Source organism: Bacillus vallismortis (assembly GCF_040784915.1).
Taxonomy (GTDB): domain Bacteria; phylum Bacillota; class Bacilli; order Bacillales; family Bacillaceae; genus Bacillus; species Bacillus subtilis_G.
In genome coordinates this window covers 3,243,742-3,267,653 of record NZ_CP160797.1, presented here as the reverse complement: position 1 = coordinate 3,267,653, position 23,912 = coordinate 3,243,742, and the positions used below count along the sequence as shown (strand labels likewise).

28 protein-coding genes are annotated in these 23,912 nt (G+C 44.0%); 15 read left to right on the top strand and 13 right to left on the bottom strand.

Features of this window, described 5'->3' with window-relative positions:
• Window positions 1-57 precede the first annotated feature (57 nt).
• Complete coding sequence (locus ABZM97_RS16335; protein ID WP_087993399.1) at window positions 58-273, top strand: hypothetical protein; 216 nt, start codon at window positions 58-60, stop codon at window positions 271-273.
• A 37-nt stretch (window positions 274-310) separates the two neighbouring features.
• Here ABZM97_RS16335 and maeN read toward each other — a convergent pair whose 3' ends face one another.
• The 3 genes from maeN to maeL all read right to left on the bottom strand — a co-directional run bounded on the left by maeN (window position 311) and on the right by maeL (window position 4,258).
• Window positions 311-1,657: a sodium/malate symporter MaeN gene (gene maeN / locus ABZM97_RS16330; protein ID WP_087993398.1), complete on the bottom strand. Its 1,347-nt coding sequence runs from the start codon at window positions 1,655-1,657 to the stop codon at window positions 311-313.
• Between the two features lie 299 nt (window positions 1,658-1,956).
• On the bottom strand, window positions 1,957-2,664 hold the full coding sequence (maeM, locus tag ABZM97_RS16325) for a two-component system response regulator MaeM (RefSeq protein WP_087993397.1): 708 nt from the start codon (window positions 2,662-2,664) through the stop codon (window positions 1,957-1,959).
• Window positions 2,657-4,258 carry a two-component system sensor histidine kinase MaeL gene (gene maeL / locus ABZM97_RS16320; protein ID WP_087993396.1) on the bottom strand — a complete coding sequence of 534 codons (1,602 nt, stop codon included), beginning with the start codon at window positions 4,256-4,258 and terminating at the stop codon, window positions 2,657-2,659. The genes maeM and maeL overlap by 8 nt, the downstream gene beginning before the upstream one ends.
• 177 nt (window positions 4,259-4,435) lie before the next feature.
• Between maeL and ABZM97_RS16315 the strand changes: the two genes are divergently transcribed.
• The gene (locus ABZM97_RS16315; RefSeq protein WP_087993395.1) at window positions 4,436-4,993 is read left to right on the top strand and encodes a YufK family protein; all 558 of its coding nucleotides are present in this window, start codon (window positions 4,436-4,438) and stop codon (window positions 4,991-4,993) included.
• Between the two features lie 17 nt (window positions 4,994-5,010).
• Here ABZM97_RS16315 and ABZM97_RS16310 read toward each other — a convergent pair whose 3' ends face one another.
• The 3 genes from ABZM97_RS16310 to ABZM97_RS16300 all read right to left on the bottom strand — a co-directional run bounded on the left by ABZM97_RS16310 (window position 5,011) and on the right by ABZM97_RS16300 (window position 8,620).
• On the bottom strand, window positions 5,011-5,424 hold the full coding sequence (locus ABZM97_RS16310) for a thiol-disulfide oxidoreductase DCC family protein (protein WP_087993394.1): 414 nt from the start codon (window positions 5,422-5,424) through the stop codon (window positions 5,011-5,013).
• A gap of 20 nt (window positions 5,425-5,444) precedes the next feature.
• Window positions 5,445-7,319, bottom strand: coding sequence for a transglycosylase domain-containing protein (locus tag ABZM97_RS16305; RefSeq protein ID WP_087993393.1), 1,875 nt, complete (start codon window positions 7,317-7,319; stop codon window positions 5,445-5,447).
• 92 nt (window positions 7,320-7,411) lie between these two features.
• Entirely contained in the window at window positions 7,412-8,620 is a 1,209-nt protein-coding gene (locus ABZM97_RS16300) for a multidrug efflux MFS transporter (RefSeq protein ID WP_367387499.1), read from the bottom strand.
• Between ABZM97_RS16300 and ABZM97_RS16295 the strand changes: the two genes are divergently transcribed.
• A complete protein-coding gene (locus ABZM97_RS16295; RefSeq protein ID WP_087993410.1) occupies window positions 8,523-8,726 on the top strand; it encodes a hypothetical protein in 204 nt (67 codons plus the stop codon). The two genes, ABZM97_RS16300 and ABZM97_RS16295, sit on opposite strands and share 98 nt — an antisense overlap.
• Window positions 8,727-8,801: 75 nt before the next feature.
• The gene (gene kapD, locus ABZM97_RS16290) at window positions 8,802-9,419 is read left to right on the top strand and encodes a 3'-5' exonuclease KapD (protein ID WP_087993391.1); all 618 of its coding nucleotides are present in this window, start codon (window positions 8,802-8,804) and stop codon (window positions 9,417-9,419) included.
• A 26-nt stretch (window positions 9,420-9,445) separates the two neighbouring features.
• On the opposite strand, the gene kapB is transcribed toward kapD, so the two are convergent.
• From kapB to patB, 3 genes are all read right to left on the bottom strand, one after another.
• The gene (gene kapB / locus ABZM97_RS16285) at window positions 9,446-9,832 is read right to left on the bottom strand and encodes a kinase-associated lipoprotein KapB (protein WP_087993390.1); all 387 of its coding nucleotides are present in this window, start codon (window positions 9,830-9,832) and stop codon (window positions 9,446-9,448) included.
• A 45-nt stretch (window positions 9,833-9,877) separates the two neighbouring features.
• Entirely contained in the window at window positions 9,878-11,164 is a 1,287-nt protein-coding gene (locus tag ABZM97_RS16280) for an ATP-binding protein (protein ID WP_367386985.1), read from the bottom strand.
• Between the two features lie 127 nt (window positions 11,165-11,291).
• Window positions 11,292-12,455, bottom strand: a complete 1,164-nt coding sequence (gene patB / locus ABZM97_RS16275; RefSeq protein WP_253268525.1) for a cystathionine beta-lyase PatB — start codon at window positions 12,453-12,455, stop codon at window positions 11,292-11,294.
• Window positions 12,456-12,541: 86 nt separating this feature from the next.
• Here patB and ABZM97_RS16270 point away from each other — a divergent pair, with 86 nt between their 5' ends.
• The gene (locus ABZM97_RS16270) at window positions 12,542-12,802 is read left to right on the top strand and encodes a YugE family protein (RefSeq protein ID WP_087993387.1); all 261 of its coding nucleotides are present in this window, start codon (window positions 12,542-12,544) and stop codon (window positions 12,800-12,802) included.
• A 27-nt stretch (window positions 12,803-12,829) separates the two neighbouring features.
• Here the strand turns inward: ABZM97_RS16270 and ABZM97_RS16265 are convergent, their stop codons facing one another.
• Complete coding sequence (locus ABZM97_RS16265; protein WP_087993386.1) at window positions 12,830-13,651, bottom strand: alpha/beta fold hydrolase; 822 nt, start codon at window positions 13,649-13,651, stop codon at window positions 12,830-12,832.
• 149 nt (window positions 13,652-13,800) lie between these two features.
• Here ABZM97_RS16265 and ABZM97_RS16260 point away from each other — a divergent pair, with 149 nt between their 5' ends.
• The 3 genes from ABZM97_RS16260 to yugI all read left to right on the top strand — a co-directional run bounded on the left by ABZM97_RS16260 (window position 13,801) and on the right by yugI (window position 16,054).
• The gene (locus ABZM97_RS16260; protein ID WP_087993385.1) at window positions 13,801-14,301 is read left to right on the top strand and encodes an Lrp/AsnC family transcriptional regulator; all 501 of its coding nucleotides are present in this window, start codon (window positions 13,801-13,803) and stop codon (window positions 14,299-14,301) included.
• Entirely contained in the window at window positions 14,302-15,462 is a 1,161-nt protein-coding gene (locus tag ABZM97_RS16255; RefSeq protein WP_087993384.1) for an aminotransferase, read from the top strand.
• 199 nt (window positions 15,463-15,661) lie between these two features.
• Window positions 15,662-16,054 carry a S1 domain-containing post-transcriptional regulator GSP13 gene (gene yugI / locus ABZM97_RS16250; protein ID WP_253268523.1) on the top strand — a complete coding sequence of 131 codons (393 nt, stop codon included), beginning with the start codon at window positions 15,662-15,664 and terminating at the stop codon, window positions 16,052-16,054.
• Between the two features lie 242 nt (window positions 16,055-16,296).
• On the opposite strand, the gene ABZM97_RS16245 is transcribed toward yugI, so the two are convergent.
• Entirely contained in the window at window positions 16,297-16,533 is a 237-nt protein-coding gene (locus ABZM97_RS16245) for a DUF378 domain-containing protein (protein ID WP_010329881.1), read from the bottom strand.
• Window positions 16,534-16,762: 229 nt separating this feature from the next.
• On the opposite strand from ABZM97_RS16245, the gene ABZM97_RS16240 reads away from it, so the two are divergent.
• The 5 genes from ABZM97_RS16240 (at window position 16,763) to ABZM97_RS16220 (ending at window position 21,564) form a co-directional block, all read left to right on the top strand.
• Window positions 16,763-17,926 carry an iron-containing alcohol dehydrogenase gene (locus ABZM97_RS16240; RefSeq protein WP_202328149.1) on the top strand — a complete coding sequence of 388 codons (1,164 nt, stop codon included), beginning with the start codon at window positions 16,763-16,765 and terminating at the stop codon, window positions 17,924-17,926.
• A gap of 103 nt (window positions 17,927-18,029) precedes the next feature.
• On the top strand, window positions 18,030-19,202 hold the full coding sequence (locus ABZM97_RS16235; protein WP_202328150.1) for an iron-containing alcohol dehydrogenase: 1,173 nt from the start codon (window positions 18,030-18,032) through the stop codon (window positions 19,200-19,202).
• Window positions 19,203-19,313: 111 nt separating this feature from the next.
• Window positions 19,314-20,666: a glucose-6-phosphate isomerase gene (locus ABZM97_RS16230; protein WP_148963938.1), complete on the top strand. Its 1,353-nt coding sequence runs from the start codon at window positions 19,314-19,316 to the stop codon at window positions 20,664-20,666.
• A gap of 58 nt (window positions 20,667-20,724) precedes the next feature.
• Window positions 20,725-21,099 carry a hypothetical protein gene (locus ABZM97_RS16225; protein WP_202328238.1) on the top strand — a complete coding sequence of 125 codons (375 nt, stop codon included), beginning with the start codon at window positions 20,725-20,727 and terminating at the stop codon, window positions 21,097-21,099.
• A gap of 60 nt (window positions 21,100-21,159) precedes the next feature.
• Complete coding sequence (locus ABZM97_RS16220; RefSeq protein ID WP_367386984.1) at window positions 21,160-21,564, top strand: YugN-like family protein; 405 nt, start codon at window positions 21,160-21,162, stop codon at window positions 21,562-21,564.
• Here the strand turns inward: ABZM97_RS16220 and ABZM97_RS16215 are convergent.
• Both ABZM97_RS16215 and ABZM97_RS16210 read right to left on the bottom strand, forming a co-directional pair.
• The gene (locus ABZM97_RS16215; RefSeq protein ID WP_087993378.1) at window positions 21,561-22,544 is read right to left on the bottom strand and encodes a TrkA family potassium uptake protein; all 984 of its coding nucleotides are present in this window, start codon (window positions 22,542-22,544) and stop codon (window positions 21,561-21,563) included. The genes ABZM97_RS16220 and ABZM97_RS16215 overlap by 4 nt on opposite strands.
• Entirely contained in the window at window positions 22,541-22,873 is a 333-nt protein-coding gene (locus ABZM97_RS16210) for a protein mistic (protein WP_253268521.1), read from the bottom strand. The genes ABZM97_RS16215 and ABZM97_RS16210 overlap by 4 nt, the downstream gene beginning before the upstream one ends.
• Window positions 22,874-22,919: 46 nt before the next feature.
• Between ABZM97_RS16210 and ABZM97_RS16205 the strand changes: the two genes are divergently transcribed.
• Window positions 22,920-23,183, top strand: a complete 264-nt coding sequence (locus ABZM97_RS16205; protein WP_087993376.1) for a hypothetical protein — start codon at window positions 22,920-22,922, stop codon at window positions 23,181-23,183.
• Between the two features lie 44 nt (window positions 23,184-23,227).
• A complete protein-coding gene (locus ABZM97_RS16200) occupies window positions 23,228-23,905 on the top strand; it encodes a zinc metallopeptidase (protein WP_087993375.1) in 678 nt (225 codons plus the stop codon).
• Window positions 23,906-23,912: the final 7 nt, after the last annotated feature.

Below are 23,912 nucleotides of genomic sequence, written 5' to 3'. Positions count from 1 at the left end.
ACCTATTTGTATATTTAAAATCATTCCTGCTCAAGCTGAATGTAAGGAGCTGGTCATGTGAAGAGAAAGGTTTTGATATGTTCGGGTTTATTCTGCACAGTATTTACGGGTGCATTCATTTTAAATCAATATGACGGGCGCAGCGGTACGGCGGCTAGTGATGAGTGGGAGCTGTATTTACTGGAGCACCACCTGTCAGCCAGAATGAGTGAGATGGAATCAAAGGATATGCCGTTTGCTCCCCGAGAGTATATTCGGATTGTGAACAGATAAAAAAAGAGTTCCGCATAGAACGGAACTCTTTCACTGTTTATGAAGTGAAAAAACGAAGCAGAACTGTCGCGCAAATGACTGTGCCTGCACCGCCGAGACGGGTGGAAATTTGGGCGAACGGCATAAGGCCCATTCTTCCTGACGCTGATAAAATCGCAACATCACCCGTTCCGCCGAGACCGCTGTGGCAGCAGGTCACGATTGCGGATTCAACCGGGTACATGTTCATCAGCTTGCCCACAAAATATCCAGAAGCAATCATTGCGACAACAACTGAAATACATATGATGACAAACGGAATAGAAATCACAGCCGCCACGTCATCTAACGGAATAAAGAGGATCCCGAGACCGACCATCAGCGGCCATGTAAAGCTGGACGAAACAAATTTATAAAGCTGGTAGGCGCCATCTTCCATTTTTTTCGGAAGAATATTCGCATACTTGACAGCCGCAGCTGAAATAATCATCAAGATCGCGCCCGGGATGAAGAGAAATTTCTCCAATAACCCGCCGAAAATAAAGAATGTACACGCGAGCAGAACACCGGCTCCCATCAGTTTAAAATCAATTTTTGCTTCGGCTTCTTTTTGATTGAAAATCTCATTTGCTTTTTTAGATTTGACAAGCCGTCCGTTTCCATTTAGATCTGGACGCTTATCGCCAAGCTTTTTCATTAAAGCTGCACAGATGATAGCAAAAACGTTTCCGATAATAGCGGCGGGAACCAGCTGAGACACATACACATCAGCGGATGAACCGAGTATTTGTGAATAGGCGATCGAAAGCGGTAAAATGCCTTCACCTATTCCCCCGGCAATAATCGGAACAACGACAAAGAAAAAGGAATCATAGGCGCTGTAGCCAAAAATAAATCCGACAAGTATGCCGGCTGTAACCGCCGCGATCGTTCCTGCAACGAGTGGAACGAACATTCTGATAAAACCTTGTATTAAAACAGTTCTGTTCATTCCGAGAATACTTCCCACAACAAGACAAGCGATATAGAAATAAAGGAAGTTAGACGTTTTCATCAAATTGGTTACAGCGTCTATAGATGTTGGATTCAGCACATTGTAAAAGACTAAAAATGAAGGGACAAACAAAGATAAAATGGCAGGGCCGCCAATATCCTTCAATATCGGAATGCGCTGGCCGATGTCTCCAAGAAACACACCCAGAATCATGATGATGGCAAACCCGCCAAGCATATTTGCGGGCAGCTCATTGTAATACGCTGAAAGAATAATAATAACAGCTAATACTGTGTATAATGGCAAAGGAATCACACCGATTTCCCAAGTCCATATTTTTTGAAACAGGTTTTTCTCCTGTAGGTCTTTTTGTTCAGGTGAATTTACCCCTGATTTTGGAATTGCTCCCATGTCATACACCCCCATGTATTGTTTGTTACAGTCTACAAGAAAGCGTTAACACTTCATATTTTTTTAAGTTAAAAAACTGATAAACAATTAAATTAATGAGGACGTTTGGATTAGAAAAAATCCCTGAGAAGCGTCTTCCCAGGGAGAATGTTTTATCGTTTTCCTTTTATGCGAGGCACGCCCGGCATTAGCCAAGCGAGAATTGTTAAGAGATCAGAGTCATAGATATGTCTTTAGAGTGAGCCGTTGCTTTTATAACTGTTTAGTTAACGGCGCTTCAGAGTGAACAGTGCGTTTTCTTATAGATATTGCTTAATTCCGTTAAAGTTTCCTGTGTTGACGTTGTACTGAAACACAGGTCTTCCGATTGTTCCGTACGCCATTTCTACATTCAGAACCTGTATATCTTCAAGAAATTTCAAGTATTTTCGTATGGATACTTGAGAGATTTCTGTATGCTTTGCTAAGTCTTCTGTCGTAAAAGATTCATTTTCAAATGATTGGATACTGGACCAAATCAGATTCAGCGTGCTTTTTGTCAGGCCTTTAGGAAGCTGTACTTTTTCTGTTGCTTCTTTCTTTTGAAAAAGCTCGGCGTCCAGTTCTTTTTGGCTCATGTTGCGATGGGTTGAATAAACCTTTTGTTTCCGCCTGTAATCAGACAGGGCTGTTTGGAAACGTTCAAATTCAAACGGTTTGATTAAATAATCGACAGCGCCGTAACGAAGTGTTTTCTTGATCACGTCAAGCTCACTGGCCGCCGAGATCACAATCACGTCAACTGCTTCATTTTGTGCTCTCAGTTCCGTTAGCAGTTCCAGCCCGTTTTTACCCGGCATATAAATATCGAGCAAAATGAGGTCGATGTGATGCTCTCCTAAAATATGCAGAGCGCTTTGAAAGGAAGAGGCGATGCCTTTCAGCTGAAAGCCTTCTATTTGGCTTAAGTATCTTTTATTTAATTCACCCACCATGGGGTCATCTTCAACTATTAGTACATTAATCATGATTTTCCTCCTTCGGTTCGTACGGGACGCGAAGACTGAATGTCGTTCCTTCATTCTTTTCGCTTGTGAGAATCATTTGGCCCTTTAAATTTTCGATGCTTTGCTGTGTAAAAGAAAGGCCGAATCCCCGGTTCTTGCCCTTTGTTGAATAGCCTTGTTCAAACACTTTGGCTTGATCTTCTTCAGACATGCCTGCACCTGTATCGGTAATTTCAATGTCCAGTATGCTGTTATGAAAACGCATGGACATGGTGATTTGTTTTTTCGGCATATTGGCAACGGCGTCCAGCCCGTTGTTGATGAGATTTCCAATGATTGTAATGAGTTCATGAATGACTGAAGGGTCTGCCGCGTTCGGGATGACACCGCTGCATTCAATATCAAGATTTGCGCCCTGCTCCCGTATGAAGCTCTGTTTTCCAAGCAGAAAACCGGCCAGCACGGAGCTTTTGATATCATTTATAATTTCGCTTGTTTCTGACTTTTGCTGAATGGCAATATCTTTTATATAATCTTCAAGGTCGTCATACTCTTTCAGCTGGACGAGACCTAATATGACATGCAGTTTGTTCATAAATTCATGAGACTGCGCTCTCAGTGCGTTTGCATACATTTTAACACCGGAAAGCTGTTCAGCTAAGTGTTTTACCTCGGTTTTGTCACGAAATGTCGCAATCGCTCCGACGGTTTGTCCTTTCAGCTGGATGGGAACTTCATTAAACACAAGCTCCAGTCCGTTAATGCGGATGTCTCTGTCTTGAAGAGGTTTTTTTGTCTCAATGACCTTTTTCAGGCGGCTTTTCGGCAGAATGTCATTGACATCCTGATCGAAAGGATTTGTGTTGATGCCCATTTTCACGAATAGGCGCTTTGCTTCCGCATTGGCAAGTTTAATTTTGCCGTGTTCATCGACAGCGAGTATTCCTTCCTTTGTCGATTCCAGCATCGCACTTCGTTCTTCGAGAAGAGTCGCAATTTCATAAGGTTCAAGACCGTACATGATATTTTTCACCGTACGGGCAACGATAACAGCTCCGATCACACCGACGAAAATGCTGACGCAGATAATAAAGTAGAGCGGACGTAAGCTATGGCTGATAACTTCATCAATTTCATTTACGGTGATGCCGACCGCGACTGCACCGACTTGTTTTCCATTCCCCGCGTAGACAGGGACGAATGCCCTCTGTGATTTCCCGAGCGTGCCAGAGGCCGTGCTGATATGAACATGTCCTTTTAATGCTTCGGATTCATCGCCGCCCATGAATTTTTTTCCAATTTTGCTCGTGTCAGGATGGGTTTTGCGAATGCCGTTCATATCCATGACGACAACAAATTCCGTGCCGGTGATGTTCTGAACCCGTTTTGTGTAGCTTTGCAGTTCCTTCTGTTTTTCTCCGCTCTCTAAAGATACGGCTGTAATCGGCGCTTCGGCCACCATTTCAGCAGTCTGCAGCGCTGTGGTTTTTTCTTCATCTCTAACCCGTTGGGTGGTTTGGGCACCGACTGTGAAAAATGTAATGAGCAGTGCGATTAACACAACGATACAAACAAATATGGTGAGTCTGGTTTGCAATTTTAATGTTTTTTTCATATAAAACTTCCTTACGTTTTATGATTCCTGCGTACTACTTTACCCTCAAAATGCTGCTTTGTGAAGATTTGGGATCTTAATTCGTAAAAAGGAGAAAAAATGGAATAATTTATCTTGTCAATGCGTTTTAAGTCCTCCATAATAAATGAGGTAGATTATAGAAAGGGACTTTTTTATATGAAAAATACTTATTTGACAGGATACTTTCCGCTGATTGCGATCCTGCTTTTTAGTTCGTCTTTATCGATTTCCACTTCACTTTACGCGTTGAAGCTGCTGTCTTCTTTCGGAATGTATGATGGAATGCTTGACTATTTTTCAGAGAAAGGGATCAGGCTTGCGTTATTTGCCGCCTTTGCACTTTTATATTTTATGGTTCTGTCCGCTCTGAAATTAATTGCGAATACCGTGACCGAACTGTCATTGCTGTTTTTTGCTAATGATCCGGAAGGGAACAACCTGAAAACAATCAGAATGGGTTCCATGGTTTATTTAGGCGGCGGGATTTTATCCTTTGTGCTTTTGCAAAATGTCATCTGGATTGTTATCTGGTTTGCGGTCGTTACGCTTGTTTACTTTGTTTTTATCGTATACCGGATTTATCCAACGCTTTCTCTCATGTCATTAGTCGGATTCATTCTATTGGAACTGCTGTTTTGGTTTACCTTTGTTATCGGTATTCTGTTCATATTTATCAAGCTTTATAATAGCATAATGGCTAGCTTACCTGTGTAAGCTAGCCATTTTTTCGTTTATGGTAAAAATCTTTTTTTAATAGAAGGGGAGGGGAGCATACATTCATTTTTTTTGCCAAACCACTTATAGCGGTTTTTGGCAATGAAAGAATAGATCATATCTCTGACAGGTTTCGGCACTGCAAAAAACAGGACGAAGAGCCGCCATGGGCCTCGCAGATGTCTGAGAACCTTGATGGCTGCAGTTGATTTTGTGTACACTTGGCCGTCTTCAATAAAGACAAAACTGTCAAACTGATCAGTCGGGAGCCCGCTTTTTTTCAGCAGGCTCTGTCCTGTTTCCGACTGCAGCGATGTAAAAGAAATCAATCCGTCTGGATCACGTTTAATGATAAATTGCACGGCGCCATTGCATAAATTGCACACGCCGTCAAACAGCAAAACGCGATTTGGAATTTGTTCTGATGTCACGCCATATCCCCTCCGATCCTTTAATAAGCCGCTTGCAGCGTTCCTTTCCAGATGGAAAGCTGAGGACTGATGCTGTGAAGATATTCAACGCTGCTCGGTGTATCCTTTCCGACCCAGACACCCATTGTGTACGTATCTGTCAGGCCGACGAACCACATGTCGTGATAATCATTTGATGTTCCTGTTTTACCGCCAATGTAAGGCGCTTTAAAATATGCTTTTTTTCCTGTCCCGCTTTTCACAACGGAATTCATCAGTTTCTTCAACTGCATATTCGTGCGGACGCTGAATATTTGAGTCGGTTTCTCATTCCATTTATAAAGCGTTTTTCCTTTTAAGTCTGTCACCTTTGTAATCGCATGGCTCGGCATATAGCTTCCGCTGTTGCCGAATGTCGTATACGCCCTTGTCATCTCAAGAGGCGTCATACCGTTTGTAAACCCGCCAAGCGCCGCCGGGAGAAGGTAGTCGCTGTCGACAAGTTTGGCGAAATGGTACGGCTCGATATAACTGAATGCTTTTTGGATGCCCACACGATCCAGCATTCTAATGGCCGGTGTATTGTATGAATTTTTAAACGCAGTATCGATCGTCACTGTGCCGTACGTGCGGTTATTGTAGTTTTGCGGACAATAATCTCTGCTGCAAAACTTGCTGGCATCGATGGTGCTGCTTGCTGTCGCGCCGGTCTGTTCAATATAAGGCCCGTAATCAAGCAGCGGCTTAATGGATGAACCTGGCTGTCTGTATGCCTGATAGGCGCGGTTAAAATCATATTTTTGATAGTTTTTCCCGCCGGATAGAGCGATGATTTGATGCGTCTGGTGATTAATCACAGCCGCTCCGCCCTGAACGTTTGCATACGGGAGTTTGGAATTCATTTGTGCCACAACTTGATTTTGCATGTACGGATCAAGTGCGGTATAAATTTTTACGCCGTCTTTCATCAGTGTACTGACTTTTGCGGAGAGCTCGTTTTCTATCTTTTCTTTTTGTTTCCCTGACGCTTTTTGAAGCCGTTTATCAAAGCCTTCTGATTCAGACACTAGCTGAGTGAATTCATCACTGACGTAGGAAACGTAGTCCGGATATTTGTCTTCTCTCTTTTCAACATCCAGTTTGATTTTTTGTTTGACGGCTTTTTTGAGCTCTTTATCCGTAATGACCCCGGCATCTTTTAACCCTTTAAGCAAACGTTCTTGACGGCTTTTCGTGTAGTCAAAATGCTTGAGAGGATCATATAATGTAGGGTTATTAGGTATAGAGCAGATAAAAGCCATTTCACCTACTGTGAGAGACTTCAGCGGTTTGCTGAAATAGAATTCAGCCGCTGAACCGACGCCGTAAACCCCATTGTTGAAATAAATGGTATTTAAGTAAGCTTCAAGTATTTCATTTTTCGTATACTTTTTCTCTAGCTGATAGGAATACGCGAGCTCAGTCAGCTTGCGGCTGAAGGAGCGTTCGTGGCTCAAATACAAGTTTCTTGAAAGCTGCTGCGTGATGGTGCTGGCGCCTTGGTCAATTTTCTTGTCTTTTACATTAGAAGCGGTTGCCCGCACCATTCCCATAAAGTCAAAGCCTTTATGCTCGTAAAAATGCCGGTCCTCAGACGTTAAGAAAATCTGTTTGACTTCCTCGGGAATCTTGTCAAATGGAACGAGCACGCGGTTTTCATGATCGCTGACAATTTCCGAGACAAGGGAGCCGTCCCTGTCATACATGTAGCTGTTCTGAACGAGGCTGATATCTTTCAGATTAATATTTTTATCAAGCACCTGATCCAGGGACTTCATTTGTTTTACTTCTTTTCCGGAAGCGATAACTGTAAATGCAAACAATGGGATTATGCAAAGGAGCAAAATCCATCCGATTATTTTTCGTAACATGGTCACTCTCTTTTCTCCTAAATTCTAGCCATATCGTACCATTCTTTTGAGTTTACGAGAAGGTTAAATTTAGAAGATGCCTCAGTTTTTTCTGAGAATCAGCTTGCTTTGGCATAAGAATCCCTCCGGAACTTCTCCATCATCCAAAGCATGCACGCGCCGGCGAAAAAGAGAAACGCTGTGACATAAAAGACGGCCGAAATTGTAAAATGGCTCGATATGATTCCGCCGATAAGAGGCCCGAGCACGTTTCCTAAAAAGCGAAAGCTGACATTGTAGCCGAGGATTTCCCCTTGAATGCTGCCGGGAGCATGAACGCGGATCGCTGCCGTAATGCATGGCAGCAAGCCGCCCATCGCCATTCCAAATAAAAATCTGAACATAAGGAGCACGCTGAGTGAGGACGCGAGCGCCTGCGGAATAAAAAAGAAAGAGGCAGCGAGTAAAAGTCCGATTAAAATGCGCCGGTGGCCGTAGCGGTCGCCCAGGTCGCCCCATTTTCTAGCCAGCAGCAAACTTCCGAGTCCCGTTGCTGAAAATGCCATGCCGGAGAAAAAGGCCAGATTAACAGGTCCGTGCAGCTCATTTACATATAGAGCGAGCAACGGCTGGATACTAAAATTGCCTGTTTGAATCAGCATGGTTAACAGCATCATGACCCAAAGCGCCGGCTGGTGAAAAATATAGGAGAACACTTCTTTTCTCGTGTATGTCTTACGTTTGGCTGTCTTCTCTGCAAGAGGCTGTTCTTTGACCCCAAATAACACGAGAAGAACAGATGAAAAAATCACAAAGGATGTGATAAAAAAGGTATACGTAAAGCCGAAACGATCAGCAAGCAAGCCTCCCAAAAGCGGGCCGAACAAGCTTCCGGACACTTGCCCCATTTGCAGCGTGCCGAGTGTTTTGCCGGCTGAGTTCTTCGGAGTCTGTGCCGAAATCATCGCAAGAGAGGTCGGAATAAATCCGGTTACAAGACCCATCGCCATACGCAGAAAAAACAATTGGTACACCGATGTAACAAAGCCCATGAATAAAATGCTGAGGGCAATGCCTGTTCCGGTTGCCATAAGGATTTTCTTGTATCCGTGTTTGTCTCCGAACCGCCCCCAAAACGGCGATACCAAAAACGCCATGAGAAATGTAATGCCGAACACATAGCCGCTCCATCTTTGCACAAAGCCGTTTGAAAAAGTGCTGAGCGTCTCAATGTATAAGGAGAGAAAAGGAACGATCATCGTTGTGCTGGCTGAGACAAAAAAGTTCGCCAGCCACACAATGACGAAGTTCTTCTTACGGTTAGAAATAACATCACCTTCTTATTATTTCGGGTTCCTTACCAATTATAAAGAAACGATTCACGATTTAAAAGAAACAAAGCGGCTGGGAAAATTCATTATTTTTAGAAAATGAAGAAAGGTCGAGAAGATGAATTGATATACTATAAAGATAGTATTTTCTGATCGGAGGAAAGGCAGGTGTAAAAAGGTGACGACAAACAGCTTACTCATTATTGATTTCGAATTTACGATGCCTGAGGGGAAGTACAGCCCGCAAAACTTTTTCCCGGAAATCATTGAAGCCGGAATTGTAAAGTCGGTTGATGATGAAGTAGTTGAGACGTTTTCTAGCTATGTCAGACCGAAAAAATTCCCGAAGCTGACGAAACGCTGCAAATCATTTTTAAAGATAACGCAAAAGCAGGTAGACGAGGGGATGAGGTTCGAGGATTTCATCCGTAAACTAAACGAACTGGACCCTGAGAAAAACAGCACAATTATTACGTGGGGAAACATGGACATGAAGGTACTGAAGCAAAACTGTATGTTTAACCATATTCCATTCCCTTTTAAGGGGGAAATGAGAGATTTATCGCTCGAATACAAAAACTTTTTTGGAGACCGGACACTGACGGGTTTGTGGAAAGCTGCCGAGGAGTATGGAGATGCCGGAACGGGCACCCATCATAAAGCGCTTGATGATGCCCTCACAGCACATAAGCTTTTTAAGCTTGTTGAACAGGATAAGCAGTATCTCGAAAAGCCAAAACCGCCGACAATCGGCGAAAGAATCGATTTATCCGAACTGTTCAAGCGCGCAACGTAAAAAACCCAATCTTTTGTCAGACTGGGTTACGGCCGGTTATAATACTCTTTTTCTAAAATATCCAGATTATTCAGGGAGCGCTTTGCCCACTCCGAACCATCCTCATTTAATTTGGCTCTCAGCTGTGCTGCCGCCTCCCGCAGAGACTCGTTATAATCTGGCACTTCACCGTCATAAGGCTTCACCATATGATGGGGGATGTTGGTCTGTTCACCGTATGCGAGCGCTTTTCTCTCATGAAAAAACGGCACATCCGCCTGTTTTGGATGATGAAGGTCTCCTTGAGCGGGATGGGTGAGAACCGCTTTGATTTTCACTAAATAATGCTGCGGCCTGCAAGCGGTGATTTCTCCTATGTATACACCTGTTTTATAAAATCCTTTAACGATAGAGCCTGTCTCAAACGTGCTCATTTGTCATCACCTCGCCTTTATTCTATTAAAGTTCCTCTCGATTTGCTAGTGAGGAAGGTTGGCGGGAAGTTTAATTGTTACGGTGGTGCCTCTTTGGAAACTGCTGTTAAACGAAATGGTCCCGTGATGATGTTCAATAATTGAAAAGGTAACGGAGAGCCCGAGCCCCGTTCCATTTGTTTTTAATGAATAATAAGGTTCGCCAAGTTTTTGCATCTGATGGTCTGTCATGCCGACCCCGTTATCTGAGATGTTTACCATAATCGTATGGCCACTTCCTTTGGCTGATATGTGAATCACTCCCTTCCCATGGGGAACCGCTTCAATGCTGTTTTTCATCAGGTTGATGACTGCCTGCTTCAGCTTTGTTGCGTCTCCATATATATAAAGGCCCGGCTCTGCTTCAGCCTCGACAGTTACAGACTTATAATTGGCATACGATACCATAAGGGAGCTTGTCTCTTTGATAAGCGCTGATAAATCAAAAACTTCTTTTTCGTACAATTGCTGTTTGGCCATATCGAGATAGTTTGTAATAATGCCTTGCGCCCGGTCAAGTTCTGACAGTACAAGCTTTTTGTAATCCGTACTCGATTGGTTTTGAAGGGTTTCGTCATTAAAAAGCAGCTGGATAAACCCGCGGACAACAGTCAGCGGATTTCTGACTTCATGAGCGACGCTCGCTGCCAGTTCACTCACAATCGTCATTTTTTCTGAATGGATCAGCTGTGAACGCAGGGCGATATTTTCGGCGATGCTTTCGATAATATAGATGCTTAAAAGAAGAACGCTGGAGCGGAACAGCCCTGAGACAGCCGCCTCATAAAGTAAAATTACTGAATTTTGAAAATTTAAAATATTTAAGGCGGAAAAAATCAAGCTGGAGGCGAAAACCAAGAAGATCTCCGAGCAGCCGATCAATAAAGTCAGCATCAGCTTTCTCGCTTTGGACATGAATGGCCATTTTTTCTGAAATAAAATTGGGATGAGAATAAGAAAAGGCAGCAAAGTGAAAACAAACATTGCGGAAGGTTCATAAAACAGCAGTTCAAAACATAAGACAGATACGGCGACTGTAAGTCCGGAAGCAGTACTAATGTAAAATAAACAAATGATGATAGGAATCATCTGAAGGCCGTACTGTATGTAGTCCATTTCCCGAATAGGGAATACAATGCATAAAATGGAGGCGCCGCACGCGAACAACGTGACCAATACGCTGTTTATTTTTGGCACAAGGATCGCCGGCTTTCCGAGCCAAAACACTTGGTAAAGAAGAATAGGAAACAAAATAAAGCAGATATGCAGGAGGTAGTCTTTTAGAATTTCCATTCGTTGTGAAATCCTTTCATATAAAATATGAATCTATTATAACACTAAATATTAGAAGGGAAAAATAAAATTCCTTTATTAAGAACGCCTTTACGAATGAAGACGTAAAGGCGTTCAACAGTTATATTTACGCTAATGCCGCTTTGATGCGGCGCAGGCCGTCCTGCAAGGTTGCGAGAGAGCATCCCGCGTTCAGACGCATAAACCCTTCTCCGCCAGGCCCGTATTTCGTCCCTGGCTCTAAAATGATTTTTCCCTTTTTCAGCATCCTTTGCTGAAGCTCCGCGTCGGACAAGCCGTAAGCGCTGAAATCGAGCCAGATCAGGTATGATGCATCCGGTCTCATCATTTTAACTTTTGGGAGCTCGTTGCTCAAAAAGGCTTCTGCTTCGTTCATGTTTTTCTCAAGGTAAGAGATCAATTCATCGAGCCATGGCCCGCCTTTTGAATAAGCGGCTTCGATCGCAGTGACGGCAAACGCGTTCAGCCCGCCTAAACCGTTGCGCTGCAGGCTTGCGGAAAACTTGGCGCGCTTCAGCCGATCAGGAATAATGATGGCTGACGCCTGTAATCCGGCGATATTAAATGTTTTGCTTGGCGCAGCACATGTCACGGAAATCTCGGCGAAATCGTCAGAGAGAGAAGCGAACGGCGTATGTTTGTGACCGTACAGCATTAAATCGGAATGGATTTCATCTGATACAATTGTGACGCCGTGCTCAATACACAATTCGCCGAGCTTCAGTAAATCTTCCCGTCCCCATGAACGTCCTGACGGGTTATGAGGATTGCATAAAATGAACAATTTGACGCTTGGATCACTAAGTTTCGTCTCCAAATCTTCAAAATCTATTTCATATGCGCCTTCTTTTTCAAGCAGCGGATTATGTAAAACATGCCGGCCGTTTTTCTCAATCATATGGTAAAAGGGCGTATAAACAGGAGGCTGGACAACCACTTGATCTTCAGGTTCCGTGAAAGCTTGTACCGCCATGCTCAAAGCTGTGACAACGCCCGGGCTGAATGTAATGCTTTCCGGGTTTACCTTCCAGCCGTGCCTGCTTTGCATCCATCCGCACACAGCATTCTTCGTTTTTTGATCTGGAGCCGTATAACCGAAAATCCCGTGGCTGAGGCGCTCTTTTAATGCTTCAGTTATTGCTTCCGGCGCGCGGAAATCCATATCTGCCACCCACATCGGGAGTGCGTCTTCCACGCCGAATAATTCGCCTGTTTTGTCCCATTTGACCGATTGGGTGCCAAGGCGTTCTTCTCGTTTATCAAAGTTCATTCTGTTACCCCCTCATGTTGGTTTATTCATCTTAGCGTAACTATGATAAAATAAAACTCCAAATTTTATTATAAGCGGTGATCAATATGGAAGAAAGTCAAGCGGTCAGGGAAATGATCAAGATCATTGCCAAGTGGGACCCGTTTAAATATGGAGAAGAGTTTTACGAAACCGAGGCTGTTGATGTCGTACAGGCGGTCTATGATGAAGACGATCCCAACGTGCTGGCGAAAAGCATTCAGGGTATATTTGAAACTTCTTTTGAACAAACGCTGCCGATCGGCAGCTGCCGGGAAGTGGCTGGCCAGCTTTTATTCATTAAAAACAGCAGCTCCTGCACGCCTTAAAAAACCGGTATCAATCCGGTTTTTTTGTTATTTGATGAACTCCGCAATGTGTTCTGAAACGAATTCAGGCCGTTCCTCAGGCACCAGATGTCCGGTCTGGCCAAGTGAGTACAGCACGGAATCAGGCAAATCCCTGTGCAGCCGTTTACCAATCTCCACAGGGACAATTCGGTCCTCCTCGCCCCAAATCAATAGAGCAGGCTTGTTCATTTTCTTTAATTGCTCGGATTCTAAGTCTCCTTCTCTATGGCGGATAAACTTTGTCATGGCTCTGAAAATCTCCTCGTCTTGAAACGGCCTGCCATAGCCGTCAATCATCTCCTCATCAATCAGCGATTTGTCATGCACAACATTCAATAAATTTTTCACCACGCCTTCTTTCGAAAGCCAGCGCTTAATATAAAGATGAAAATACGGGAGGTGGGTCCCGAAAATGATCGTCGGGTGTGAACGTTTTAAATACCCTGAACTGCAGAGCAGTACAACCTTTGTAAAAAGCTCCGGCTTTTGCAGCGCAGCAGCCAGCGATATCTGCCCGCCCATAGAATGGCCGACAAGCGCAGCCTGTTTCACTTGCAAGTGTTCCAAAATCCTAATGACAAGCTTAGCGAGATTTTGATACGTATAGATAAAGGTTCTTGATTTTTCAGATTGGCCGAAAGGAGGCAAATCAAGTGCGATGATGTCGTACTTGTCCCGAAGCAGAGGGATTACTTTTCTGAAGCTGAAGGCAGACGATAAAAAACCGTGTACGCAGACAAGTGTTTGCCTGCCCGGATTTTGATAATGTTCGCAGTATACATTTACCCCATCGACTGTAAGCCGCCTTATTGGTGAAATCGCCTCCATCCGTGTCACTCCCTTTCATGTGATGTCTGTATTGTGCCCTGAAATTGTCAATTCTAGCGGAAGTTTCTCCTTGTTTTTTTCTTAGCATTCGTCAAAAAACGTGATATAATGTCATGAAGATTTCTTGACATTGCAAAGGTGTGAATTGAATGAAATTGACAGAAAAAGAAACAGAAATATTAGAAATTTTAGACGAAAACAGCCGCGCCGATTTAGAAACAATCGCAAAGATGGCGGGCATCCCTGTCAATGAAGTAAAAGCAATTATTGACAAACTGGAAAAAGAAAAGGTTATCATCGATTATTCCGCTATGATTGACTGGCGAAAAGTCGACGGACATGAAGGTGTCACAGCCATGATTGACGTCAAAGTAACGCCGAAGCGGGGAGTCGGTTTTGATGAAGTGGCGGAACGCATTTACCGATTCCAAGAGGTTGAATCAGTTTACCTGATGTCAGGCGTGTACGATTTATCTGTCGTGATTCGCGGTCATTCGATGTCTGACGTAGCGCGTTTTGTTTCAGATAAACTGTCAACCCTTGATTCAGTTGTATCGACAACCACCCATTTTATCCTGAAAAAATACAAGCATGACGGCAAAGTGTTTGAAACAGGAGACGACGACAAAAGAATCGTGGTGTCACCGTAAATGACTTCGTATTTATCTGACTATGTACAACAAATAAAACCGTCCGGCATCCGCAAATTCTTTGATTTGGCGGCAACGATGGAAGGCGTGATTTCTTTAGGCGTCGGCGAGCCTGATTTTGTTACTGCATGGAATGTACGCGAAGCAAGCATTCTTTCTCTTGAACAAGGATATACGTCGTACACAGCCAATGCCGGTTTATACTCATTGCGTGAGGAAATCAGCCGTTATTTGAGCAGCAGGTTTGATCTTCGCTATTCGCCAGACAATGAGCTCATTGTGACCGTAGGGGCGAGTCAGGCTTTGGATATTGCGATCCGCGCTATTGTGAATCCAGGTGAGGAAGTCATCATTCCTGAGCCGTGTTTTGTGGCGTACGATGCGCTCGTTTCTTTGGCAGGCGGCATTCCGGTTCATGTCCATACAACGGCAGACAAAGGATTTAAAGCGACGGCGGCGGATTTTGAAGCGGCTGTCACCGGAAAAACAAAAGCCATTCTCATCTGCTCGCCATCGAATCCGACAGGTTCGGTTTATTCGAAGGAAGAGCTGAATGAAATTGCGGAGTTTGCCAAAAAACATGACGTAATCGTCTTAGCCGATGAGATCTACGCGGAGCTGACATATGATGAGGAGTTCACAAGCATAGCGGCATTACCGGAAATGAAGGAACGGACGGTTGTCATCTCGGGCTTTTCAAAAGCGTTTGCGATGACGGGCTGGAGGCTCGGTTTTGCAGCAGCGCCACCTGTGCTTCGGGATGCAATGCTTAAAATTCACCAGTATGCCATGATGTGCGCGCCGGCAATGGCGCAGTTTGCCGCCTTGGAAGGCCTGAAGAACGGCATGGAAGATGTAGAAAAAATGAAAAAAAGTTATCGAAGAAGACGGAATTTGTTTGTGGAAACGCTCAATGAAATCGGCCTCAGCTGTCATCATCCAGGCGGCGCTTTCTATGCTTTTCCATCCATCAAAAGCACGGGGATGAGCTCGGAGCAGTTTGCCGAAGAGCTTCTGACACAGGAAAAAGTGGCTGTTGTTCCGGGAAGTGTGTTTGGTCCGAGCGGTGAAGGCTATATTCGCTGTTCATACGCAACCTCGATCGAGCAGCTTCAAGAAGCGTTAGTCAGAATGAAGCGCTTCCTGAACAAAACGACATAAAAAAAGATACGAACCTTTTGTTCGCATCCAATAAAAGGGGGGAATACTAGAAAGCCTTTGGTATTTGCAGTTTACCCCCTTTTCGCTATGCTTAAACCTTATTTTTTATAAAAGTTTTCTTTGCGGAAATAAAACATCTGTGATATAATTTTAAATTGCGTATAAACAGATATTTAATTTAACTTAGGAGTTGTTATGAATGGCAGCAAAATTTGAAGTGGGCAGTGTTTACACTGGTAAAGTTACAGGATTACAAGCGTATGGTGCGTTTGTTGCATTAGATGAAGAAACTCAAGGTTTAGTACACATTTCTGAAGTCACTCATGGTTTCGTAAAAGATATCAATGAGCACCTTTCAATTGGCGACGAAGTACAAGTAAAAGTACTTGCTGTTGACGAAGAAAAAGGAAAAATCAGCCTTTCAATTCGTGCGACACAATCTGCGCCTGAGAAAAAAGAAAGCAAACCAAGAAAACCTAAAGCTGCGCACGTAAGCGAAGAAGCTTCTGCACCACAAGGTTTCAACACATTAAAAGATAAGCTTGAAGAGTGGATCGAAATGTCCAACCGCAAAGACCTTATCAAAAAATAAGCATCAAAAAAGCACCGGACAGGAATGTTCGGTGCTTTTGATTTAATGCAAAGTCCCAAAACACTATGTTTTGGGACTTTTTCTCCTTTTTCAGCGTGATTGAAAACCTTTGAAGTCTAGGAAGGGCGAGCATTGGAGCACAGCGAATGTACAATCCCGTGAGCACCAACGCGCAGACCTGACAACGAATGCGAAGGTTTGTCAACTCGCTGAAGCACCGAAATGTCCGGTGATTTTTTATCCTATCGCATCTCAGGATTTGCTGCCTCTTCACGAGATGTTTGCTCGTTTGGCTTAAACAGCAGGCCGAGGTTGATTAATCCGGCGATTCCGACAAGTCCGTAAATGATACGGGAAAGGGCTGACCCTTGGCCGCCGAAGATGGCCGCTACTAAGTCAAATTGGAAAAATCCGATCAGTCCCCAGTTAATGGCGCCAATGATGGTTAAAACAAGACAAATTCTCTGGATCGTACTCATGTTTTGCAACCTCCTCCATGAATTATTAAAACAGTTATAGATTGTGACATATTGGAGAATCTATACATGCATTCTCCATATTGAGGGAAACTGTTCTGCCCTCGCCTATATGAGTTCTTTCCCAGCATGTTGCAATATCAAACCATACGATATGCCGCCCAGTGAGAGCTGATTGCTTTACATACAGTAAGGACATTCTGCATAATAAATAATCTAAGGAGGAGATGTCATGCAAAACTTTACATACTGGAATCCGACCAAATTAATTTTCGGGCGCGGGGAAGTGGAAAGACTGCCGGAGGAACTCAAACCTTACGGGAAAAACGTATTGCTTGTCTATGGAGGCGGAAGCATTAAACGCAGCGGCCTGTATGATCAAGTGATTGAACAGCTGAAAAAAGCCGGAGTGACCGTGCATGAATTAGCGGGCGTAGAACCGAATCCGCGTGTGTCGACTGTTAATAAGGGTGTCGCCCTTTGTAAACAACACAACATAGATTTCTTGCTGGCTGTCGGCGGCGGAAGTGTCATCGACTGTACAAAGGCGATTGCTGCAGGAGCGAAGTATGATGGTGATGCGTGGGATATCGTCACGAAAAAATACCAGCCGAAGGACGCTTTGCCATTCGGAACCGTATTGACTCTCGCTGCGACTGGTTCTGAAATGAACTCAGGCTCGGTTATTACAAACTGGGAAACAAAAGAAAAATACGGCTGGGGCAGCCCGCTTGTATTCCCTAAATTCTCGATTCTCGATCCGGTGAATACATTTACAGTCCCTAAAAATCACACGATCTACGGTATGGTTGACATGATGAGCCACGTTTTCGAACAATACTTCCATCATGCATCAAACACGCCATATCAGGACCGTATGTGTGAATCACTTCTGCGCACAGTCATTGAAACTGCGCCTAAACTGATCAATGATCTGGAAAATTACGAATTGCGTGAGACAATCCTGTACACAGGAACAATTGCGTTAAACGGCATGCTTTCTATGGGTGCAAGAGGGGATTGGGCAACTCATAATATTGAACATGCGGTATCAGCCGTTTATGATATTCCGCATGCCGGCGGACTGGCGATTCTGTTCCCGAACTGGATGAGACACACATTGTCTGAGAACCCTGCCCGCATGAAACAGCTTGCAGTTCGTGTGTTTGATGTTGAAGAAGCTGGTAAAACAGATGAAGAAATCGCACGTGAAGGTATCGATAAGCTGTCTGCGTTCTGGACAAGCCTTGGCGCTCCGAACCGTCTTGCTGATTACGATATTAATGATGAGCAGCTTGAGACAATTGCTGACAAGGCTATGGCTAATGGGACATTCGGCCAGTTTAAATCACTCAACAAAGAAGATGTGCTGGAAATTTTAAAAGCATCTCTATAAAACAAGGGGGAAGCAGCTGTTTGTCTGCTTCTCTTTTCTTTTTGTAAATTTATGCTACAATAGAAAATCTGTTTTTTAATCAGCGTCATTTGGAGGTTTCACAATGGAAAATTTCACTTATTATAATCCGACGAAGCTGATCTTCGGAAAAGGTCAGATTGAACAATTAAGAAAAGAATTAAAACAATATGGAAAGAATGTACTGCTTGTCTACGGCGGGGGCAGCATTAAACGCAACGGCCTGTATGATCAAGTCACAGGCATTTTAACAGAAGAAGGCGCAGTTTTTCATGAGCTGTCAGGTGTAGAGCCGAATCCGCGTCTTGCGACAGTGGAAAAAGGCATAGACCTATGCAGAGAGCATGACATTGATTTTCTGCTCGCTGTCGGCGGTGGAAGCGTTATTGACTGCACAAAAGCAATTGCTGCCGGTGTCAAATATGACGGTGACGCTTGGGATATTTTCAGCAAAAAAGCAACAGCAGAGGATGCGCTGCCATTCGGCACTGTTTTAACTCTTGCTGCGACAGGCTCTGAAATGAACCCTGATTCCGTCATTACAAACTGGGAAACAAACGAGAAATATGTATGGGGCAGCAATGTGACTCATCCGCGTTTCTCTATATTAGATCCTAAAAATACGTTCACTGTCCCAGAAAATCAAACCGTATACGGCATGGTTGACATGATGAGCCACGTATTTGAACAATACTTCCATAATGTTGAAAATACACCACTTCAAGACAGAATGTGCTTTGCGGTTCTGCAGACGGTTATCGAAACAGCGCCTAAGCTTCTTGAAGATCTGGAGAACTACGAACATCGTGAAACGATTTTGTATGCAGGGACAATCGCTTTAAACGGCACGCTCCAGATGGGCTACTTCGGCGACTGGGCTTCTCATACAATGGAGCACGCCGTTTCAGCTGTGTATGATATTCCGCATGCGGGCGGACTGGCGATTCTGTTCCCGAACTGGATGAGATACACGCTTGATACAAATGTCGGCCGCTTTAAAAACCTCATGCTCAACATGTTTGCCATTGATACTGAAGGCAAAACAGATAAAGAAATCGCGCTTGAAGGCATCGACAAGCTGTCTGCATTCTGGACAAGCCTCGGCGCGCCTTCCCGCCTTGCCGATTACGATATCGGAGAAGATAAGCTTGAGCTGATTGCTGATATCGCAGCCAAAGAAATGGAACACGGCGGCTTCGGCAACTTCCAAAAGCTGAACAAAGATGACGTGCTCGCCATCCTGCGCGCGTCACTATAAACCTAGAGGGCGGAATCCAATCATTCCGCCCTTTCTTCTTCACTTGATTTCACAGATAAGTTCATATAAAGTGAAAGATGAAAACATTATACCGTTATGGAGGGACAAGCAATGACGCATGTACGCTTTGACTACTCAAAAGCGTTGACTTTCTTCAACGAACATGAACTTACATACCTGCGGGACTTTGTAAAAACAGCACACCATAATATTCATGAAAAAACAGGCGCTGGCAGTGATTTTCTAGGCTGGGTGGACCTCCCTGAACATTATGATAAAGAAGAATTCGCGCGCATCAAAAAAAGCGCGGAAAAAATCAAATCTGACTCTGATGTATTGCTTGTTGTCGGAATCGGCGGTTCTTACCTTGGGGCGCGGGCTGCGATTGAAGCGCTTAATCACGCGTTTTATAACACTTTGCCAAAAGCAAAACGCGGCAATCCGCAAGTTATTTTCATCGGAAACAACATCAGTTCATCTTATATGAGAGATGTCATGGATCTTCTTAAAGATGTGGACTTCTCTATAAATGTGATTTCTAAATCAGGTACGACAACTGAACCTGCAATCGCTTTCCGTATTTTCCGCAAGCTTCTTGAAGAGAAATACGGCAAAGAAGAAGCGAAAGCGCGGATTTACGCGACAACTGATAAAGAGCGCGGCGCATTAAAAACGCTTTCTGATGAAGAAGGCTTTGAAACATTTGTCATTCCTGATGATGTCGGCGGCCGTTATTCTGTATTAACAGCTGTTGGCCTCTTGCCGATTGCTGTCAGCGGCGTCAACATTGACGACATGATGAAAGGCGCACTGGATGCGAGCAAAGATTTTGCAGCATCTGAATTGGAAGAAAACCCTGCGTACCAATATGCGGTTGTTCGCAATGTACTTTATAATAAGGGCAAAACAATCGAAATGCTCATCAACTACGAGCCGGCGCTTCAATACTTTGCGGAATGGTGGAAGCAGCTGTTCGGAGAAAGTGAAGGGAAAGATGAGAAGGGCATTTATCCTTCTTCAGCTAACTATTCAACAGACCTTCATTCATTAGGCCAGTATGTACAAGAAGGCCGCAGAGATTTATTTGAAACGGTGCTGAATGTAGAGAAACCTAAACATGAGCTGACAATTGAAGAAGCCGATAACGATCTTGACGGCTTAAACTATTTAGCCGGAAAAACGGTCGATTTCGTTAACAAGAAAGCGTTCCAGGGCACAATGCTTGCCCATACAGACGGAAATGTTCCGAACTTAATCGTTAACATTCCTGAGCTGAACGCATATACTTTTGGATACCTTGTATATTTCTTCGAAAAAGCCTGCGCGATGAGCGGTTATCTCCTTGGCGTCAATCCATTTGACCAGCCTGGAGTAGAAGCGTATAAAGTCAATATGTTTGCGTTGCTTGGCAAACCTGGCTTTGAAGAGAAAAAAGCAGAGCTTGAAAAACGTCTGGAAGAGTAATGTGAGAAAGCTGACTGGCATGTGCCGGTCGGCTTTTTATAAAATCAGAAAGGTGCTGATGTTCATGAAACAAATGGTTAAACATCTCATCATTGCCGGTTTTTCTGCAACTGTTCTATGTCTCCTTATCTCCTTCGATTCCGTGTACACAGCGTTTTCTTCAAGCTATGGCGGTACGCTATTACACTTTTTCATCCACGCCTTTCTTCTTATTGGTTTGCCGCTTGCCCTTTTTACCGATGCGGTACACCGGATGATGCAATTAAAACGATCTCATACCCTGTTCACTAAATTAGGACTCTATGCCGCAGTTGTTTATCTTTCATGGGAATCGGCTGCAGGACTTGCAGCGGCAATGGCTGTTTACTTTTTAATTGAATGCGCTTTCTTTTCTGTTGGCCGTAAGAAAGAAACAACAACGATTTCCATGTAGTTCGCCTTTGAATGAAGTCTTGTTCGGCAGGACAGGATAAGTGAAAAAAGGGGCATTTTGATGATTACAATACCTTCCGCGATAGATGGGCAGTCTTTTCTGCTTCAAGAACTGGAACAAGTCATGAAGCCGCTCGGTTATGGAATAAACGGCGGCTGGGAATACGATCACGGCTACTTTGATTATAAAATTGATGATCAAGACGGCTATTTGTTTTTAAGGATACCCGTCAATGCGGTACAGGGCAGTCTCGATGAACGAGGGGCGGCCGTTCGGATCGGCACGCCATTTTTGCTGAGGCAGGTGTTTCATTCGGGGCTTGACGACAATGCCGAGGGAGGTCCGTTTCAATCACTGTTTAATCAATTTTCCGAGCCGGAAAGGCGCGACGCGGAAATTGACCCTGCGTATTTAGATATCGGCGCCTCTCTTGTAAAAGAATTGGAGGATGTTCTGCTGCATTAGATCGCAAGAAATTGGTCTGTTTCGAGTACTTTATATGTAAGAGGAGGGGAAATCTCCAGCCCTTCCTCTTTTTGTACGCCGATAATTGTAGTGTTGTGATCAAGGAAATAGAGGACACACGTTTTGTAAGCGGCTCCCTTTAGATGATCAGGAACAGAAAGGAGCTTTACATGTTGATCTAGTGTCAGATTGATTCCATTCTGCTTAGACGGCTGTAATTTGACTTGGTAATGCTGCAGTATCGCTCGGCTGATAAATTCTGAAGTTCCGATGATTTGATTAGCGCCTGCCCGCTCCGCATTGGTGACAAAACGGTCAGTCAAAATCTCGACGATGCAGTAAGCAAGGGGGTTAAGCCCTTTAACAGATAAAAGAATCAACACTGACAGCATATCTGCTTCAGTTTCACTTTTATACTGATCGGCTGTAATCATGACGGATTCAGCTTCAGTAATATTGGCCCGTTTCAGTGTCTCATCATCTGCAGCATGGCCCCGTATGAAATGAAGGTTTTCGATAAGCGGGCCTTCTTTCAAAGATTCATCAATCAGCACTACCGTCTTGGAAGGATTCGCAAGCTGCAGCGCCTTCAGCAGCCGGTTAGTTTTTTCGTTCCATCCAATCAGAATAATGTGGCCCCGCCCTTTGTAAGCAACTTTTCCTTCAATGTAGCGGTGCTGTCTGCTGAATGCGGCCGCTGATAACGTGGCGAAATAGGCGGTGACAAAGCTTGCTCCAGTCAAAATCAGCAGTATTCCGGCTGCCTGTCCCAGCGGCGTGTGCGGCACATAGTCTCCATAGCCGACTGTCGAAACGGTAACAACAGCCCACCAAATACCTTCAAATACCGAAGTGAACTGTTTCGGCTCAAGTATATAAATGATTTGGCCGAACAAAAGAATCAGAAATAAAATAATAACCCCGATTCGGATAAATAACGGCCACCTGAGCCACGAAATAAATATCCGATTTGATTTCATTCTATTTCTCCTTCTTCAGATAATGAGATGGATAAAATCTGTTTAATAATCGTGTTTAATTTCTCATTTAGTTTTTCCTGGCCGTACATATCCCGGGCCTGTTTCATCAAATCGGCTGTATCATCTTCAAGCTGAATAAGCGGCTCATCGATTTCCGAGTCATTATAAAGCTGGATAAATGCATCCAGCCCTTCATTCATTCGGTCGATTGCTGTGCTCAGCTGTTCCTTTTCCTCACTCGTCACTTTCATGGCTTCCATCACACCCGTGCTTTTTTCTAACAGTATGTCCCACTTCAGGTGATGTTTTTCAAAAAATGAACAAAACATATAAAAACGGGTTTCTCCATAAACTAAAGCAAAAAGGATGAAAAAGATGACGATCATTCAAAGAACGATCGTGGTTTTGATCGGAACCCAGCTTGCGGCATCCGCGGTGATTTTGTTTATTTTTGATTTGAATTCATATAATCACTTTTCCGGCGGCTTCTCCTGGCTTCATTTTTTGAAGAAGAATGTCGGCGGCTTTGCCTTTTATTTGTTTTCAGCAGGACTGTTCTTTCTGCTGATCGGAATGTGTGTCCCGAGCCGGAAGAAGAAGCGCATTTCTGTACACGAGAAAGAAAACTCATTAAAATAATCGTAACAAAGAAAGATTTGATCATAGAAAAAGGATGATGAAAAATGCTGTTTATATTTTTAACAATAGCCGCATTGGGATTGTCGTTTTGGGCACAATTTAAAGTGAAGAGCAACTTTCAAAAATATTCAAAAGTGGAAGCCTCAAGCGGACGTACAGGGGCAGAAACGGCAAGACGGATTTTAGATATAAACGGTCTTTACGACGTGCCGGTCGAACCGGTAAGAGGCACTTTAACAGACCATTACGACCCGACAAGACGGGTGGTGCGTTTATCTGAGCCGGTCTATTACGGCCGCTCAATTTCCGCCATCTCCGTAGCTTCCCATGAAGTCGGACACGCCTTGCAGCATCAGGAAGCATATGGTGCGCTTGTGCTGAGACATAAAATCTTCCCAGTCGTGAATTTTGCATCCGGTGTAGCTCCTTTTCTTTTCTTAGGAGGCATGCTTCTCGGCAGCCTTAATTTGATCGGGCTTGGCATCATTCTGTTTTCAGCCGCTGTCTTTTTCCAGCTGGTTACACTGCCTGTCGAATTTAATGCAAGTTCACGCGCGAAGCAAATTATTGTGTCAGAAGGATTCATCCGAAACACTGAAGAGAATGGGGTTAATAAAGTGCTGAGCGCTGCTGCCTTAACATATGTGGCCGCCGCCCTGGTTTCCCTGTTTGAGCTTCTTCGCTTTGTGATGATTTTCTTAAACGGTCGTAATGAGAATTAACGTTAAG

What these genes read in the sequence shown, in the direction of transcription:
- maeN (WP_087993398.1), bottom strand. Translation starts at nt 1,657, where the DNA reads ATGGGAGCAATTCCAAAATCAGGGGTAAATTCACCTGAACAAAAAGAC.
- maeM (WP_087993397.1), bottom strand. Translation starts at nt 2,664, where the DNA reads ATGATTAATGTACTAATAGTTGAAGATGACCCCATGGTGGGTGAATTA.
- maeL (WP_087993396.1), bottom strand. Translation starts at nt 4,258, where the DNA reads ATGAAAAAAACATTAAAATTGCAAACCAGACTCACCATATTTGTTTGT.
- ABZM97_RS16315 (WP_087993395.1), top strand. Translation starts at nt 4,436, where the DNA reads ATGAAAAATACTTATTTGACAGGATACTTTCCGCTGATTGCGATCCTG.
- ABZM97_RS16295 (WP_087993410.1), top strand. Translation starts at nt 8,523, where the DNA reads ATGTATAAGGAGAGAAAAGGAACGATCATCGTTGTGCTGGCTGAGACA.
- kapB (WP_087993390.1), bottom strand. Translation starts at nt 9,832, where the DNA reads ATGAGCACGTTTGAGACAGGCTCTATCGTTAAAGGATTTTATAAAACA.
- ABZM97_RS16280 (WP_367386985.1), bottom strand. Translation starts at nt 11,164, where the DNA reads ATGGAAATTCTAAAAGACTACCTCCTGCATATCTGCTTTATTTTGTTT.
- patB (WP_253268525.1), bottom strand. Translation starts at nt 12,455, where the DNA reads ATGAACTTTGATAAACGAGAAGAACGCCTTGGCACCCAATCGGTCAAA.
- ABZM97_RS16270 (WP_087993387.1), top strand. Translation starts at nt 12,542, where the DNA reads ATGGAAGAAAGTCAAGCGGTCAGGGAAATGATCAAGATCATTGCCAAG.
- ABZM97_RS16265 (WP_087993386.1), bottom strand. Translation starts at nt 13,651, where the DNA reads ATGGAGGCGATTTCACCAATAAGGCGGCTTACAGTCGATGGGGTAAAT.
- ABZM97_RS16260 (WP_087993385.1), top strand. Translation starts at nt 13,801, where the DNA reads ATGAAATTGACAGAAAAAGAAACAGAAATATTAGAAATTTTAGACGAA.
- ABZM97_RS16255 (WP_087993384.1), top strand. Translation starts at nt 14,302, where the DNA reads ATGACTTCGTATTTATCTGACTATGTACAACAAATAAAACCGTCCGGC.
- yugI (WP_253268523.1), top strand. Translation starts at nt 15,662, where the DNA reads ATGGCAGCAAAATTTGAAGTGGGCAGTGTTTACACTGGTAAAGTTACA.
- ABZM97_RS16245 (WP_010329881.1), bottom strand. Translation starts at nt 16,533, where the DNA reads ATGAGTACGATCCAGAGAATTTGTCTTGTTTTAACCATCATTGGCGCC.
- ABZM97_RS16240 (WP_202328149.1), top strand. Translation starts at nt 16,763, where the DNA reads ATGCAAAACTTTACATACTGGAATCCGACCAAATTAATTTTCGGGCGC.
- ABZM97_RS16235 (WP_202328150.1), top strand. Translation starts at nt 18,030, where the DNA reads ATGGAAAATTTCACTTATTATAATCCGACGAAGCTGATCTTCGGAAAA.
- ABZM97_RS16230 (WP_148963938.1), top strand. Translation starts at nt 19,314, where the DNA reads ATGACGCATGTACGCTTTGACTACTCAAAAGCGTTGACTTTCTTCAAC.
- ABZM97_RS16225 (WP_202328238.1), top strand. Translation starts at nt 20,725, where the DNA reads ATGTTCATGAAACAAATGGTTAAACATCTCATCATTGCCGGTTTTTCT.
- ABZM97_RS16220 (WP_367386984.1), top strand. Translation starts at nt 21,160, where the DNA reads ATGATTACAATACCTTCCGCGATAGATGGGCAGTCTTTTCTGCTTCAA.
- ABZM97_RS16215 (WP_087993378.1), bottom strand. Translation starts at nt 22,544, where the DNA reads ATGAAATCAAATCGGATATTTATTTCGTGGCTCAGGTGGCCGTTATTT.
- ABZM97_RS16210 (WP_253268521.1), bottom strand. Translation starts at nt 22,873, where the DNA reads ATGTTTTGTTCATTTTTTGAAAAACATCACCTGAAGTGGGACATACTG.
- ABZM97_RS16205 (WP_087993376.1), top strand. Translation starts at nt 22,920, where the DNA reads ATGACGATCATTCAAAGAACGATCGTGGTTTTGATCGGAACCCAGCTT.
- ABZM97_RS16200 (WP_087993375.1), top strand. Translation starts at nt 23,228, where the DNA reads ATGCTGTTTATATTTTTAACAATAGCCGCATTGGGATTGTCGTTTTGG.